Annotated in this window: 13 protein-coding genes; 11 read left to right on the plus strand and 2 right to left on the minus strand. The window is 67.1% G+C overall.

Annotated features, from left to right (window positions below):
* Entirely contained in the window at nucleotides 1-786 is a 786-nt protein-coding gene (gene hyi, locus ACHMXA_RS25670) for a hydroxypyruvate isomerase (RefSeq protein WP_395316837.1), read from the plus strand.
* Nucleotides 787-816: 30 nt separating this feature from the next.
* Nucleotides 817-1,728 (plus strand): 2-hydroxy-3-oxopropionate reductase, encoded by a 912-nt coding sequence (locus ACHMXA_RS25675; RefSeq protein WP_395316838.1) that lies wholly within the window; start codon nucleotides 817-819, stop codon nucleotides 1,726-1,728.
* Nucleotides 1,729-1,827: 99 nt separating this feature from the next.
* On the opposite strand, the gene ACHMXA_RS25680 is transcribed toward ACHMXA_RS25675, so the two are convergent.
* Nucleotides 1,828-3,165: an NAD(P)/FAD-dependent oxidoreductase gene (locus ACHMXA_RS25680; RefSeq protein ID WP_395316839.1), complete on the minus strand. Its 1,338-nt coding sequence runs from the start codon at nucleotides 3,163-3,165 to the stop codon at nucleotides 1,828-1,830.
* Between the two features lie 254 nt (nucleotides 3,166-3,419).
* Between ACHMXA_RS25680 and ACHMXA_RS25685 the strand changes: the two genes are divergently transcribed.
* From ACHMXA_RS25685 to ACHMXA_RS25700, 4 genes are all read left to right on the plus strand, one after another.
* Complete coding sequence (locus tag ACHMXA_RS25685; RefSeq protein WP_395316840.1) at nucleotides 3,420-5,720, plus strand: NADP-dependent malic enzyme; 2,301 nt, start codon at nucleotides 3,420-3,422, stop codon at nucleotides 5,718-5,720.
* A gap of 209 nt (nucleotides 5,721-5,929) precedes the next feature.
* Entirely contained in the window at nucleotides 5,930-6,961 is a 1,032-nt protein-coding gene (locus ACHMXA_RS25690; protein ID WP_176662830.1) for an ABC transporter substrate-binding protein, read from the plus strand.
* Nucleotides 6,961-7,821 (plus strand): ABC transporter ATP-binding protein, encoded by an 861-nt coding sequence (locus ACHMXA_RS25695; protein WP_395316841.1) that lies wholly within the window; start codon nucleotides 6,961-6,963, stop codon nucleotides 7,819-7,821. The genes ACHMXA_RS25690 and ACHMXA_RS25695 overlap by 1 nt, the downstream gene beginning before the upstream one ends.
* A 13-nt stretch (nucleotides 7,822-7,834) precedes the next feature.
* The gene (locus ACHMXA_RS25700; RefSeq protein WP_019656996.1) at nucleotides 7,835-8,605 is read left to right on the plus strand and encodes an ABC transporter permease; all 771 of its coding nucleotides are present in this window, start codon (nucleotides 7,835-7,837) and stop codon (nucleotides 8,603-8,605) included.
* Nucleotides 8,606-8,657: 52 nt separating this feature from the next.
* Here the strand turns inward: ACHMXA_RS25700 and ACHMXA_RS25705 are convergent, their stop codons facing one another.
* A complete protein-coding gene (locus ACHMXA_RS25705) occupies nucleotides 8,658-9,401 on the minus strand; it encodes a GntR family transcriptional regulator (RefSeq protein WP_176662832.1) in 744 nt (247 codons plus the stop codon).
* Nucleotides 9,402-9,528: 127 nt separating this feature from the next.
* On the opposite strand from ACHMXA_RS25705, the gene ACHMXA_RS25710 reads away from it, so the two are divergent.
* From ACHMXA_RS25710 to ACHMXA_RS25730, 5 genes are all read left to right on the plus strand, one after another.
* Nucleotides 9,529-10,911, plus strand: coding sequence for an adenylosuccinate lyase family protein (locus ACHMXA_RS25710; protein WP_176662833.1), 1,383 nt, complete (start codon nucleotides 9,529-9,531; stop codon nucleotides 10,909-10,911).
* 40 nt (nucleotides 10,912-10,951) lie between these two features.
* Nucleotides 10,952-11,941 (plus strand): tripartite tricarboxylate transporter substrate binding protein BugD, encoded by a 990-nt coding sequence (locus ACHMXA_RS25715; RefSeq protein WP_176662834.1) that lies wholly within the window; start codon nucleotides 10,952-10,954, stop codon nucleotides 11,939-11,941.
* Nucleotides 11,942-11,945: 4 nt separating this feature from the next.
* A complete protein-coding gene (locus tag ACHMXA_RS25720) occupies nucleotides 11,946-13,340 on the plus strand; it encodes a lyase family protein (RefSeq protein WP_176662835.1) in 1,395 nt (464 codons plus the stop codon).
* 77 nt (nucleotides 13,341-13,417) lie between these two features.
* Complete coding sequence (locus tag ACHMXA_RS25725; protein ID WP_256098831.1) at nucleotides 13,418-13,840, plus strand: hypothetical protein; 423 nt, start codon at nucleotides 13,418-13,420, stop codon at nucleotides 13,838-13,840.
* 3 nt (nucleotides 13,841-13,843) lie between these two features.
* Complete coding sequence (locus ACHMXA_RS25730) at nucleotides 13,844-15,172, plus strand: TolC family outer membrane protein (protein WP_395316842.1); 1,329 nt, start codon at nucleotides 13,844-13,846, stop codon at nucleotides 15,170-15,172.
* Nucleotides 15,173-15,197: the final 25 nt, after the last annotated feature.

Raw genomic sequence — 15,197 nt, forward strand, 5'->3', positions numbered from 1 at the left:
ATGCCCAAGTTCGCAGCCAACCTCACGATGCTCTTCACCGAGCTGCCCTTCATGCAACGCTTCGAGGCCGCCGCCAAGGCCGGCTTCGAGGCTGTGGAGTACCTCTTCCCCTACCCCTTCGAGAAGAAGGAGCTTGCCGCCGCACTGCGCGCCAACGGCCTGCAGCAGGTGCTCCACAACCTGCCCGCCGGCGATTGGGACAAGGGTGAGCGCGGCATCGCCTGCCATCCGGACCGCACCGGAGAGTTCGCCGAAGGCATCGGCGTGGCGATCGATTACGCCACCGCGCTGGGCTGCCCGCAGGTCAACTGCCTCGTGGGCAAGGTGCCCGCTGGCGTCGACAGGGACGCGGCGCACAGGACCGTGGTCGCCAACCTGCGCCTCGCCGCGCGCGAACTGGAGGCGGCGGGCCTGCGCCTGCTGATCGAGCCCATCAACACCTTCGACATTCCGGGCTTCTTCCTCACGCGCACCGACCAGGCGCTGGCGCTGATCGACGAGGTCGGCTCCGACAACCTGCGCGTGCAATACGACATCTACCACGCGCAGCGCATGGAAGGCGAGCTGGGCAACACGCTCACGAAGAACCTGGCGCGCATCGGCCACATCCAGCTGGCCGACAACCCGGGGCGCGGCGAGCCGGGCACGGGCGAGATCAACTACCCATGGCTCTTCAGGCACATCGACTCGCTGGGCTACGACGGCTGGATCGGCTGCGAATACAAGCCCCGCGCCACGACTGTCGAGGGCCTCGGATGGCGCCAGGCGCTCACGCAGCAGCAATGAATGAACGACATCGGACAAGGAAATAGAGACATGACGACCCAGCAACAGAAAATCGGATTCATCGGCCTCGGCATCATGGGCGCGCCCATGGCGGGCCACCTGCTCGAGGCGGGCTACCAGCTGTTCGTGAACACGCACGGCAACACGCCCGAGCCCTTCGTGTCGAAGGCCACCATCTGCGCCTCGGCGGCGGAAGTAACGCGCCAGTCGGACATCGTCTTCATCATGGTGCCGGACACACCCGACGTGGAGAAGGTGCTCTTCGGCGCGCCCGGCGCCGAAGGCGTGGCCGCGGGCCTGAAGGGCGCGAGCGGCAAGATCGTGGTCGACTGCAGCTCCATCGACCCGATCGCCACCAAGGACTTCGCGCGCCGCATCACCGCGCTGGGCGCCGGCTACATCGACGCACCGGTCTCCGGCGGCGAGGTGGGCGCCAAGGCCGCGAGCCTCACGATCATGTGCGGCGGCGACGAGGGCACCTTCGAGCGCGTGAAGCCGCTGCTCGACAGGATGGGCAAGAACGTCACGCTCGTGGGCGGCGCCGGCGACGGCCAGGTCTGCAAGGTGGCCAACCAGATCATCGTGGCGCTGAATATCGCGGCCGTGAGCGAGGCGCTGGTGTTCGCCTCGAAGGCCGGCGCCGATCCGGCCAAGGTGCGCCAGGCGCTGATGGGCGGCTTCGCGAGCTCGCGCATCCTCGAAGTGCACGGCGAACGCATGATCAAGCGCACCTTCGCGCCGGGCTTTCGCATCGCGCTGCACCAGAAGGACCTGAACCTCGCGATGCAGAGCGCCCGTTCACTGGGCGTGTCGCTGCCGCAGACGGCCGGCGCGGCGCAGCTCATGAACGCCTGCGCGGCGCTGGGCTACGGCCAGCTCGACCACTCGGCGCTGGTGCGTGCGCTCGAAGCGCTCGCGCAGCACACAGTGACCCCCGACTGAAGCCAGGAACACCGTGGAACCGGCTTCGCCGGGCCACCGGTGTTGCCCCCGGCAGGGGGTTGGCGAAGCGACACGAAGTGCGCGAAGCCTGGGGGCGAGCTAAGTTTTCGCGGCTTCCAGCGACTCCTTGAGGTTGCGCCGGCGCCAGGCCCAGGTCTTGATGGCCTGCGGCAGGATGCCCAGGCACGAGGCGTAGTAGGTCACCTTGAAGCCCCAGAAGCGCGGGCCGATCGGCGTGTTGCGGAACAGGTCGCCGGCCAGGATGGACAGCAGCGCCTCCTGCATGCGCCAGATGTTGCGCGGGTTCATGAACAGGCGCCGGATGGCCGGCGAAGTGATGCGGTAGATGAACCACGAGAACATCTTCGGTCCGTGCTTCATCACCTTCTCGTAGTGGCGGAAGGCCTTCTCGGCCTCCTTCGCCTCGCCCTTGAGCCAGTGGTCGGCACAGGTCGCGGCCTCGAAGCCGCTGTTCATCGCCAGGTACACGCCCGAAGAGAACATCGGGTCGACGAAGGCGTAGGCGTCGCCCACCATCATGAAGCGGTCGCCGCGGCAGAACTTGGAGTCGTAGGCGTAGTTGCCGGTGGAGGTGGCGCCTTCCATCAGCGTGGCGTTCTTCAGCCGCGCGGCCAGCTTGGGCGCGAGCGCGATGGTCTCCATCAGGAATTCTTCCAGCGAGCCCTTGCGGTTCTTGAAGTACGCGGGCGATGCCACCGCGCCGACGCTCACCGTGCCGTCCTTCAGCGGGATGTACCAGAACCAGCCATGGTCGAACCAGAACAGCGTGATGTTGCCCTCGAAGCGGCCCGGCTTGCGCTCGGCGTTGGCGAAGTGGCCGAAGAGCGCCGCGCTGGCGTGCTTGCGGTTGCGGCGCTTGGCGTCGAACTGGTTCGACAGCAGGGTGTCGCGCCCGCTGGCGTCGATCACGAAGCGCGGGCGCCAGGTGGTCTCGGTGCCGTCGTCGGCCTTGACCTTCACCGCCGGCCGGCTGTCGGGCGTCCCCTTGCCGGCGTCCATGTCCACGCCGGTGACGCGCTGTCCCTCGAAGGTACGCGCGCCGCGCTTGCCGGCGTGGCGGAACAGCAGCTCGTCGAATTCGGAGCGGCGCACGTGCACCGCATAGGGAAAGCTCTTGTCCATCGCCTCGCCGAAATGGAACTGGCTGGAGTGGTCGTGCCAGGGCGAGACGAACTCGGCCCCATGCTTGCGGATGCCGATGGCCTCGACCTCGGTGCGCACGCCCAGGCGGTCGAACAGCGGCATGTTCATCGGCAGCAGCGATTCGCCGATGTGGAAGCGCGGGTGCTGCGCCTTCTCGATCAGCACCACGTCGTGCCCCTTGTCCGCGAGCAGCGCGGCCACCGTGGAGCCCGAGGGGCCGCCTCCGATGACGACGACATCGGGGTCGTTGCTGGTGAAAGGTCCGGAAGTCATGCGCTGTTGCCCCTCTTGTCGTGGTGTTGTCGTTGTCGGCGATACCCCCGGCTCGATTCCCGGCTGGACGGCCGGTCTGTTAACCAGTTGGTAACGATCGGCAGTTTAGCGAACCCGCCAGCCCGCTCCCATCCGCCGGAACCCCGTCTTGTCAGGCAGAAGCTATGGATTCAGGCGTTTTCGGCATTTCCCCAGTAATAGGAGGCCCTGCTTTTGCGGTAGCCTCATTGCCCGTCAGAAACAAGGAGACTTTCATGGCTGCACCCCTTTCCCCCGCAGAAGAAGCACTTCGCGAAGCAGCGCGCGAATACCACCGATCGCCCGTCAAGGGCAAGATCTCGATCACCCCGACCAAGCCCCTGCTGAACCAGCGCGACCTGTCGCTGGCCTACTCGCCGGGCGTGGCCTATCCCTGTCTCGACATCGCCGCCGATCCGGCAACGGCCTCCGAATACACCGCCCGCGGCAACCTCGTGGGCGTGGTCACCAACGGCACCGCCGTGCTGGGCCTGGGCGACATCGGCCCGCTGGCCGCCAAGCCGGTGATGGAAGGCAAGGGCTGCCTGTTCAAGAAATTCGCCGGCATCGACGTGTTCGACATCGAGCTGGCAGAGCGCGACCCCGACAAGCTGGTCGACATCATCGCGGCGCTGGAGCCCACGCTGGGTGGCATCAACCTGGAAGACATCAAGGCGCCCGAGTGCTTCTACATCGAGAAGAAGCTGCGCGAGCGCATGAACATCCCGGTGTTCCACGACGACCAGCATGGCACGGCCATCATCTCGGCCGCCGCGCTCATCAACGGCCTGGAGCTGGTAGGCAAGAAGATCGAGGACGTGAAGATCGCCGTCTCGGGCGCGGGCGCAGCCGCCATCGCCTGCCTGGACGTGATGGTCGGGCTGGGCGCCAAGCCCGCCAACATCCACGCCTGCGATTCCAAGGGCCTGATCTACATGGGCCGCGCGGGCGGCTTCGACGAATCCAAGGCACGCTACGCCCAGAAAGACACCGGCGCCCGCACCCTGGCCGACGTGGTGAAGGACGCCGATGTGTTCCTGGGCTGCTCGGCCCCGGGCGTGATGACCGCCGAGATGGTCAAGACCATGGGCACGCAGCCCATCATCCTGGCGCTGGCCAACCCCGAGCCTGAAATTCGCCCCGAGCTGGCCAAGGCCGTGCGGCCCGACTGCATCATCGCCACAGGCCGTTCGGACTACCCGAACCAGGTCAACAACGTGCTGTGCTTCCCCTACATCTTCCGCGGCGCGCTCGACTGCGGCGCGAGCAAGATCACGGAAGAGATGAAGCTGGCCTGCGTGCGCGAGATCGCCGACCTGACCAAGGCCGACATCAGCGAAGAGGTGGCCACCGCCTATGCCGGCCAGGAGCTGGCCTTCGGCCCCGACTACATCATTCCCAAGCCCTTCGACTCGCGCCTGATCCTGCGCATCGCGCCGGCCGTGGCCAAGGCGGCCGCCGCCTCGGGCGTGGCCACGCGCCCGATCGAGGACATGGACGCCTACCGCCAGCACCTGACGCGCTTCGTCTACCAGACCGGCATGTTCATGCGCCCGGTGTTCAGCGCCGCCAAGATCGCCACCGCCAAGCGCGTTGCCTACGCCGAGGGCGAGGACGAGCGCGTTCTGCGCGCCGCGCAGTGGGCAGTCGACGAGGGCCTGGCCAAGCCGATCCTGGTGGGCCGCCCCGCCGTGATCGAGGCGCGCATCCAGAAGGCCGGCCTGCACATCCGCGCGGGCGTCGACTTCGAGATCGTCAACCCCGAGGACGATCCGCGCTTCCGCACCTACTGGGAGAGCTTCCACAAGATCATGGGCCGCCGCGGCGTGACGCCGGAAGCCGCCAAGACCATGGTGCGCCGCTCGAACACCACCATCGCCGCGCTCATGATGCACCTGGGCGACGCCGACGCCATGATCTGCGGCCTGGTCGGGCGCTTCGACGTGCACCTGGAGCACATCCGCAACCTGATCGGCCTGAAGCGCGGCGCGCCGGGTTTCGCGACGCTGAACGCGCTCACGCTCGACAAGCGCACGGTGTTCATTACCGACACCAACGTCAACGAAGACCCCAGCGCCGAGCTGCTCGCCAGCATCGCCGTGATGGCCGCCGAGGAAGTACGCCGTTTCGGCCTGCCGCCGAAGGTGGCGTTTCTCTCGCACTCGAACTACGGCACGTCGAGCCGTTCGTCGGCCCGCAAGATGCGGCTGGCGCGCGACCTGTTCGCGCAGATGGCACCCGACATCGAATGCGACGGCGAGATGCACGGCGACGCGGCGCTGTCGGAGGAAATCCGCCGCACAGCCCTGCCCGAGACCACGCTCAGCGGCGAGGCCAACCTGCTGGTGTGCCCGAACCTCGACTCGGCCCACATCCTCTACAACGTGCTGAAGATGACCGGCGCGAACGGCATCACGGTGGGCCCGGTGCTGCTGGGCGCCGCGAGTTCGGCCCATGTGCTCACGCCTTCGTCGACGGTGCGCCGCATCATCAACATGACGGCGCTGGCGGTGGCGAAGGTCACGGTCGACAAGTAAGCAGGAAGACAGTCCAGCGGGACGAAATCCCGCTTTCGGTGCTTCAAAACGCGGCCAGGCCGCGTTTTTGCATCGAGTGGGTGCAGATCGCACCGCCCACGCACTGCTTCGATCCATGAGGAAGGGTTCGCACCAATCACGTGCGGGCACCGTTTTTGCTTGAATCCAGAAGCATTCAATCCCCTTTCATCCAACGGATCGATCTCCGCATGAACAAGCGCCAACTGCTCCAGTCCTTCCTCGCCGCCTCGGCCATCAGCTTCGGCCTCGCACCGGCCTTTGCGCAGAGCCCGACGCCGATCAAGTTCCAGCTCGACTGGCGCTTCGAGGGACCGGCGGCGCTGTTCCTGCACCCTGCCGCCAAGGGCTACTTCAAGGCCGCGGGCCTCGACGTGACGATCGATGCGGGCAACGGTTCCGGCGGCACGGTCACGCGCGTGGCCTCGGGTGCCTACGACATGGGCTTCGCCGACCTCGCGGCGCTGATGGAGTTCCACGCCAACAACCCCGACAGCCCCAACAAGCCGGTCGCGGTGATGATGGTCTACAACAACACGCCGGCCTCGGTCATGGCGCTCAAGAAGAGCGGCATCGCCAAGCCGGCCGACCTCGCCGGCAAGAAGCTGGGTGCACCGGTGTTCGACGCGGGCCGCCGTGCCTTCCCGATCTTCGCCAAGGCCAACAACATCGGCGCCGTCAACTGGACCGCCATGGACCCGACGCTGCGCGAGACCATGCTGATGCGCGGCGACATCGACGCCATCACCGGCTTCACCTTCACCTCGCTGCTCAACCTGGAAGCGCGCGGCGCCAAGGCGGCCGACGTGGTGATCCTGCCCTACCCCGACTACGGCGTGAAGCTGTACGGCAACGTCATCATCGCCTCGCCCAAGCTCATCAAGGAGAACCCGGCGGCGGTGAAGAAATTCCTCTCGGCCTTCGCCAAGGGCGCGAAGGAAGTCATTGCCAACCCGGCCGTGGCCATCGAGTCGGTGAAGGCGCGCGACGGCATCATCGACAGCAAGCTCGAAACACGCCGCCTGCAGCTGGCCATCGACACCGTCATCAACAGCGCCGACGCGCGCGCCGAGGGCTTCGGCGCGGTCAACGCGGGCCGCATGTCGCTGATGGCCTCGCAGGTGTCGGACGCCTTCAACACCAAGACGCGCGTGAGCCCCGACGCGGTGTGGACCGCCGCGCTGCTGCCGCCGGCCGCCGAACTGAACATCCTGAAGAAGTGATGGCAGCCGCATCGCAGGACGCGGCCGCAGCTCCTTTCGTCGATTTCCAGGACGTCTGGCTCGCCTACAACGAGGAGCTGCTGCGCGCCAACCACTTCGCGGTCGAGGCCATCGACCTGAAGGTGAAGCGCGGCGAGTTCATCGCCATCGTCGGGCCCTCGGGCTGCGGCAAGTCGACCTTCATGAAGCTCACCACCGGGCTGAAGATGCCGTCGATGGGCAAGATCCGCATCGACGGCCAGCCGGTGACAGGGCCGCTGAAGATCTCGGGCATGGCCTTCCAGGCGCCCTCGCTGCTGCCGTGGCGCACCACGGTCGACAACGTGCTGCTGCCGCTGGAGATCGTCGAACCCTATCGCTCCAGCTTCAAGTCCAAACGCAAGGAGTACGAGGAACGCGCCCGTCGCCTGCTGCAGAAGGTGGGCCTCGGCGGCTACGAGGACAAGTTCCCCTGGCAGCTCTCGGGCGGCATGCAGCAGCGCGCGAGCATCTGCCGCGCGCTCATCCACGAGCCCAAGATGCTGCTGCTCGACGAGCCCTTCGGCGCGCTCGACGCGTTCACGCGCGAGGAGCTGTGGTGCATCCTGCGCGACCTCTGGACCGAGCAGCAGTTCAACGTGATCCTGGTGACGCACGACCTGCGCGAATCGGTGTTCCTGGCCGACACGGTGTACGTGATGAGCAAGAGCCCGGGGCGCTTCGTGGTGAAGCGCGAGATCGACCTGCCGCGCCCGCGCGACCTCGAACTCACCTACACCAAGGAATTCACCGACATCGTGCTGGAGCTGCGCGGCCACATCGGCGCCATCCGCAATACCGGCGCGAGCGCCGCACAGTCGGCCGCGGCTGTTTCCCACTGAGGCGCAGGATCTCATGAGAAACACCAAGCAAATCGAACGCTGGTCGCCCTGGCTGCTGCTCGTGGCGGTGATCCTGCTGTGGCAGATCATCTGCTCGGCCTTCGAGGTGTCGGACTTCATCTTCCCGAGCCCGTGGCGCATCTGGAACCAGTTCTGGGAATTCAAGGAAGTCATCGCGGGCCACGCATGGCGCACCTTCTGGGTCACCATGGCGGGCTTCGGCCTCGCGATCGTGGTGGGCGTGCTGCTGGGCTTCGTCATCGGCAGCTCGCGCATCGCGTACGCGGCGATCTACCCGCTGATGACGGCCTTCAACGCACTGCCCAAGGCGGCCTTCGTGCCGATCCTGGTCGTGTGGTTCGGCATCGGCATCGGGCCGGCGATCCTCACGGCCTTCCTGATCAGCTTCTTTCCCATCATGGTCAACATCGCGACCGGCCTCGCCACGCTCGAACCCGAGCTGGAAGACGTGCTGCGCGTGCTCGGTGCCAAGCGCTGGGACGTGCTCATGAAGATCGGCCTGCCGCGCTCCATGCCCTACTTCTTCGGCTCGCTGAAGGTTGCCATCACGCTGGCCTTCGTCGGCACCACCGTCAGCGAGATGACGGCCGCCAACGAAGGCATCGGCTACCTGCTGATCTCGGCAGGCTCGGCCATGCAGATGGGCCTGGCCTTCGCGGGACTGATGGTGGTGGGTGCGATGGCGATGCTGATGTATGAACTCTTCAGCGTGGTCGAGAAGCACACCACGGGCTGGGCGCACCGGGGTTCGCAGAACCAGTGAGCCACCGCGTCGATGCAGGCGATGCAGGCGATGCAGGCGATGCGGGCTGCGGCTACGAGGCCGAGCGCTGCAGCCGCATCGACACCGAGAACCGGTCCGCCGGGTGGACCGACACCGAGACCTCGAAGGCCAGCCCCTCGGCATCGAGATAGCGGCGCACGATCTTCAGCGCCGCCGCGCCCTGCTCCACCTGCAGGGCCTTAGCCATCGCCGCGTCCCTGACGATGTCGGCACGCACGTCCTGATGAATCTCCACGATCTGCCGGCCATAGCGCTCGGCGATCAGTGAGCTGACGAGGGTGCCTGGCGACTCTCGCACCAGGTCGCGAACTTCCGAATACGCCGGGTCGACGTACAGGTCGGTCCATCCGATGGGACCGCTTTCCCCGCCGGTGTCGAGCCGCAGGCTGGAGATGCGCAGCCAACGCGTGCCGGGCGCGCAGTCCAGGTCCCTGGCCACCGGGGCCGCCACGGCCACCTCCTCGATCGACTGCACCTGCCGCAGGTACTCGGTGCCGAAGTGCACGAGATCGTCCACCGACGCGATCGAGGGGCGGAAGGTGTCGCGCGGCTTGGTCGCCTCGACGCGGGTTCCCGCGTTCTTGCGCCGCGACACGAGGCCCAGTCGCTGGAGTTCGGCCAGCGCCGCCCTCACGGTATGGCGGCTGGTCTTGTAGTGGTCGCAGAGCTCGAGTTCCGTCGGGAGCACCGAGCCGACGGCGAAATGACCGCTGGCGATGGCTTCGGTGAGGTGGCGCGAGATGTCGCTGTGGTGAGGCTTGGATGGCGAAGACATGTTGCCCCCGAGGATCGCATTCATGGCGTCAAGGGTAAACCCCGATTCGTCGAATATGTTCGGACATATTAAAGTTGAATATGTCCGAACATATTTGCGTTCGCTGCTTCCACTTTCAACGGCTCCCATGAACTTCACCCGCCCACCCATCCCGACGGCCAGCACCGTCGTCGACTCCATCCTGTTCCGCGACGCCTTCGGCACGCAGAAGATGCGGCAGCTCTTCTCCGACGGAGCGCTGGTCCAGCGCTACATCGATGCGGAGATCGCGCTTGCCAAGGCGGAAGCGCGCACGGGCGTGATCCCGGTCGAGGCGGCGGAAGTGATAGCGCGCGAATCGAGGATCGAGCGCATCGACTTCGACCACATGCGCGAGGAGACGGACATCGTCGGCTACCCTATCCTCCCGCTGGTGCACCAGCTGGTCGGGATGTGCGGCGAGGCCGGCCGCTACGTGCACTGGGGCGCGACCACGCAGGACATCATGGACACGGCGGTCGCCCTGCAGGTGCGCGACGCGCTCGACAGCATCGGCGAGGACATCCGCGAGCTGCGCGGCGTCCTCGCCTCGCTCGCAAAGAAGCACCGCGACACGCCGATGGCCGGCCGCACCCACCTGCAGCAGGCGCTGCCCGTGACCTTCGGCTACAAGGTCGCGATCTGGCTCGCGATGTTCGACAGGCACCAGCAGCGCATCGCCGAGCTTCGCCCGCGCGTGGCGGTGGTCGAGTTCGCCGGTGCCGCGGGCACGCTGGCCTCGCTCGGCGACAAGGGCTTCGAGGTGCAGAAGGCCATGGCCGAGGAACTGGGGCTGCGCGTGCCCGCCACCACCTGGCATGTGGCGCGGGACGGCTTCGCCGAGGCGGTGAACCTGCTCGCGCTGGTCACCGGCTCGCTGGGAAAGATCGCGCTCGACATCATGATCATGGCTTCGACGGAGTTCGCCGAGGTCTACGAGCCCTTCGTCAAGGGGCGCGGCGCATCGAGCACGATGCCGCAGAAGCGCAACCCGATCTCCAGCGAGCTGATGCTGGCCGCCTCCAAGGCCGTGCGGCAGCACGCGGGGCTGATGGTCGACGCGATGGTGCAGGACTTCGAGCGGGCCACGGGCCCCTGGCATGCCGAGTGGATCGCCATTCCCGAGAGCTTCATCCTCACCTCCGGCGCGCTGCATCAGGCGAAGTTCGCGCTCGGCGGGCTGATCGTGGACGAGGCGCGCATGAAGCACAACCTCGGCATCAGCCGCGGCCTCATCGTGGCCGAGGCCGTGATGATGGGCATGGCGCCCCACATCGGCCGCCAGCAGGCGCACGACGTGGTCTACGACGCCTGCCGCACCGTCAACGAGAAGGGCGGCACGCTGGCCGAGGCGCTGTCGGCGCTGCCCGAGGTCACGAAGCACTTCGACCGCGCGGCCATCGATCGCATGACCGATCCGGCGAACTATCTCGGCCTCGCGCCGCAGATGGTGGACCGCGCGCTGGCCCTGTCCGCCGAAGTGGCGGCCTGAGCCGCGACGACGAACCACCAACCCCGAGGAGACAAGACAGATGATCGACATCAAGAAGCTGGCCGCGCGCGCCCTGCTGGCAGTGACATTCGCAACTGCGGCGCACGGCGCGAGCGCGCAGGCCTATCCGGCCCGCCCCGTGACCTGGATCGTTCCGTTCGCGGCGGGCGGCCCCACCGATGCGCTCGCACGGGCCGTGGCGGAGCGGGTCGCGCGCGAACTGGGCCAGCCCATCGTCATCGACAACGCACCGGGCGCCGGCGGCACCGTGGGTGCCGGCAAGGCATCCCGCGCGCCGGCCGACGGCTACACCATGCTGGTCGGGCACATGGGCTACATGGGCGCCGCGCCGGCGCTGTACAAGAAGCTCGCGTACGACCCGGTCAAGGACTTCGCTCCGGTGTTCCGCTTTCCCGACACGCCGCTGGTGCTGATGGTGCGCAAGGAGCATCCGGCGAAGGACATCAAGGCGCTGGTCGACTTCGGCAAGGCCAACCCCGACAAGCTCTTCATCAGCAACGCCGGCGTGGGCTCCAGCTCGCACCTCATCGCGGCCCTGTTCGCCGCCTCGGCGGGCATCAGGATCTCGCAGGTTCCGTACAAGGGCGCGGGGCCGGCGCTGATCGACGTGATCGGCGGCCAGGTCGACGGCATCTTCGACCAGACCAACACGGCCCTGCCGCAGATCAAGGAAGCGAAGGTCCGTGCGCTGGCCGTCACCTCGAAGGTGCGGCTGCCGCAGCTCAAGGACGTGCCCACGCTCGCCGAGACGGTGCTGCCCGGCTTCGAGGCCTCGACCTGGTACGGCATCTACGCGCCCAAGGGAACGCCGCAGCCGGTGCTCGACAAGGTGCAGCAGGCCTACCTGAAGGTGATGGGCGACAAGGCCTTCACCGACCGCCTGGCCGAGCAGGCGATCCAGATGCTGCCGCCGGAGCAGTACACCGGCGCCGCGCTGGGCAGGCACACCGAAGCGGAAGTGGCCCGCTGGAGGGCCGTTGCGGCCAAGGCCAGCATCTCGCTGGACTGACGCGATGACGGCCACGCGCATCGAGCACGATGCCTTCGGGCCGGTGGAGATCCCGGCCGGCCGGTACTGGGGAGCACAGACACAACGCGCGCTGGGCGTGTTCGACGTGGGAACCGAGCGCTTCCCTGTATGCCTGCTGCACGCCTTCGGGCTGCAGAAGATCGCGGCGGCAAGAGCCAATGCCCGCTGCGCGGCGCTCGACGCGGCACTGGCGGAAAGTATCGCCACGGCCGCCGGGGAGCTTTCGCGCGGCCTGTTCGACGACCACTTCCCGCTCACGATCTGGCAGACCGGCTCGGGAACCCAGACGAACATGAACGCCAACGAGGTGATCGCGAACCGGGCCAACGAACTGCTCGGACAGCCCCTCGGCACGAAGTCGCCGGTGCATCCCAACGACCATGTGAACGCATCGCAGTCGTCGAACGACAGCTTTCCGACGGTGATGCACATCGCGGCCGCGATGGAGCTGACGCAGCGACTGATCCCCTCGCTCACCGTTCTGAAGGACGCGCTCGAAGACCGCGCACGCGCATTCGCCGACGCGGCCAAGGTGGCGCGCACGCACCTGATGGACGCCGTGCCGATGACGATGGGCCAGGCGTTCGAGGCATTCGCGTGGCAGGCGAACAGCGGCATCGCGCGACTGAAGGACGCATTGCCGCGGCTGCTGCTGCTCGCCCAAGGGGGAACGGCGGCGGGAACCGGGCTCAATGCGCCCGAGAACTTCGACGTGTTCTTCTGCGAGGAAATCGGCAAGCTCACGGGCCTGCCATTCGAGCCTCATCCGTGCAAGTTCGAAGGCATGTCGGGCCACGATGCGCTGGTGGAGCTGTCCGGGGCCCTGAACGTGATCGCCGCCTCGCTGATGAAGATGGCCAACGACATCCGCTGGATGGGATCGGGCCCGCGCTGCGGCATCGGCGAGCTGGTGGTGCCAAACGACGGGCTGACCTCGTCGATCATGCCGGGCAAGCGCAACCCGACCATCGCGGAAGTGGTTGCCCAGGCGGCCATGCAGGTGGCGGGCAACCACGTGACGGTGACGATGGCCGGCGCCTCGGGCAACTTCGAACTCAACGTGGCCAAGCCGGTGCTGATCCATGGCGTGCTGCAGTCGATCCGCATACTGGCGGACAGCGCGCGCGTCTTCGCGAGCAGGCTGGTTGCCGGCCTCGAGGTCGATCGCGAGCGGCTCGAAGCGAACCTGGGCAACGCGCTGCTGTCGGTGACGGCGCTCAATCCGGTGCTCGGCTACGACAAGGTGGCGCGCATCACGCGCACTGCCGTGGAGCGCCGCATTGCGCCAAGAGAAGCGGCCGTCGAACTGGGCTACCTGAGCGCCGAGGCGTACGACCGGCTGGTCAACCCGCTTCGCATGGCGAAGGGAAAGAGCTAGCGGCAGCGCCGGATCAGACCAGATGCCGGCGCCGGCTGTGCTGTCCCTGCTTCGCGAACACGTGCTCGAGATGCTTCTTGTATGTCCCGCGCAATCGCCAGATGGATATGGAGCGCCAGGTCACGGAATCGAGCACCTTCATTGCCGAACTCCTCGGCAACATGGGCCGGGCCCGACGTTCGGTCGCGGAGCTTCGCCAGCGTGCCATTGCCAGGCAGCAGGAGTACCACAAGGAAGTGGAGACACAGCAGGCGGAGGTCAGCCGCGAGGTGCTCGGAGACTTCGAAAAGTTCGTCGCCTTGCGGGACGAACTGGGCCGCACCGAGATCCGCTCGCCCGCTTCGGGCCAAGTGGTGGCACTGGTGGCGCAGACCGTGAAGCGTTCGCTGCAGCCGGGCATGCCGGTCGAAGTGGTCTTCAAGACGGGAGAGCGCTCGCTGCTCGCCTATCTCCTGCACCCGCTCACCAAGCGCATCGCTGCCTCCATGACGGAGGAATGACCGGTGAAGAGAACCGCGCTGGTATTCGCTACCGCCGGCCTTCTCTGGGGGCCGGCCTGGTCGCTCGACCTGTCCCAGGCCTACCGGGAAGCACTGGAACAGGACTCAACGATCCGATCCGTGCGGGCGGCAACGGACGCCCGGCGCGAACGCCTGCCGCAGGCCCGCGCGCAACTGCTTCCCAGCTTGTCGGCAAGCGACTCGCGCTATCGGAACTGGCTGGAAAGAACTTCGCCGGACACCTCCGGGCAACTTGTCACGGCCAACCTGCGCTACACCAGCAGCAGCGAAGTGCTGAGCTTGAGGCAGCCCATCTTCCGCATGTACCAGATGGCCGACTACCGCCAAGCCCAGGCGCAGGTCGACGATGCCGAGGCGACTCTCGAGCGCGAACTGCAGAACCTCGGCGTCCGGGTGAGCGGCGCCTATTTCGAGGCGCTGCTGGCCGAGGAACATCTCGCGCTGGTGCTCTCGCAGAAGACGGCCTGCACGACCCAGCTCGATGCCGCGCAGAAGCGGCTCGGCGCGGGTTTCGGCACACGCACCGACATCGACGAGGCACGCGCGGCCCTGGACCTCAACGTGGCGCAGGAACTGGAAGCGCGCCAGAACCTGGACTTCACGCGCAGGCAGCTCCAGAGCCTGGTCAATCGCCCGATCGACAGGCTGGCGCCGCTGGACCCGTCCCGGATGCAGCTCGTCCGGCCGACGCTCGACCGGGTGGAGGACTGGATCGAGCGGGCCGAACTCGAAAGCCCGGAGCTTCGGTCGCTCGGCGCCCAGGTCGAAGCAGCCAGACACGAGCTGGCGAAAGCACAGGCCGGCCGCTATCCGCCCCTGAACGCCATCGCCCAGCGGTCCCGCAACGACAGCGACACGATCACCAGCATCAAGACCCGCTACAGCAACAAGTTCATCGGACTGCTGCTCAACATTCCGTTGTATTCGGGCGGCCATGTGAGCTCCCCCGTGAGGCAGGCGGTCGCGGGCCAGCAGCGGGCCGCAGAGGCCCTCGAGGCCCTGCGCCGCGACCTCGGGGTGCGGCTGCACCGCGAATTCCGCGGCGTGACCGAAGGCCCCCTGAGGGCCAAGGCCCTGGAGCAGGCAGTGCGTTCCGCGGAGCAGGTCGTCCTCTCGAACCGGCGCTCGTTCGAGGCCGGCAGCCGCACCTTGCCCGACGTGCTGAACGCGGAACAGCAGAAGGTCTCCGCCCAGCGCGACCTGGCGCAGGCCCGGTTCGTCTACCTGGTGTCTCGCATACGCCTGCAGGCACTCTCGGGCGGCGCCAAGACCGAAGTCATTGAGGAGATCAACGGCTGGCTCGCGCGCTGACGACGGCGGCGATCCGGATCGGCAG

Source organism: Variovorax sp. UC74_104, assembly GCF_044055375.1.
Classification (GTDB): Bacteria; Pseudomonadota; Gammaproteobacteria; order Burkholderiales; family Burkholderiaceae_C; genus Variovorax.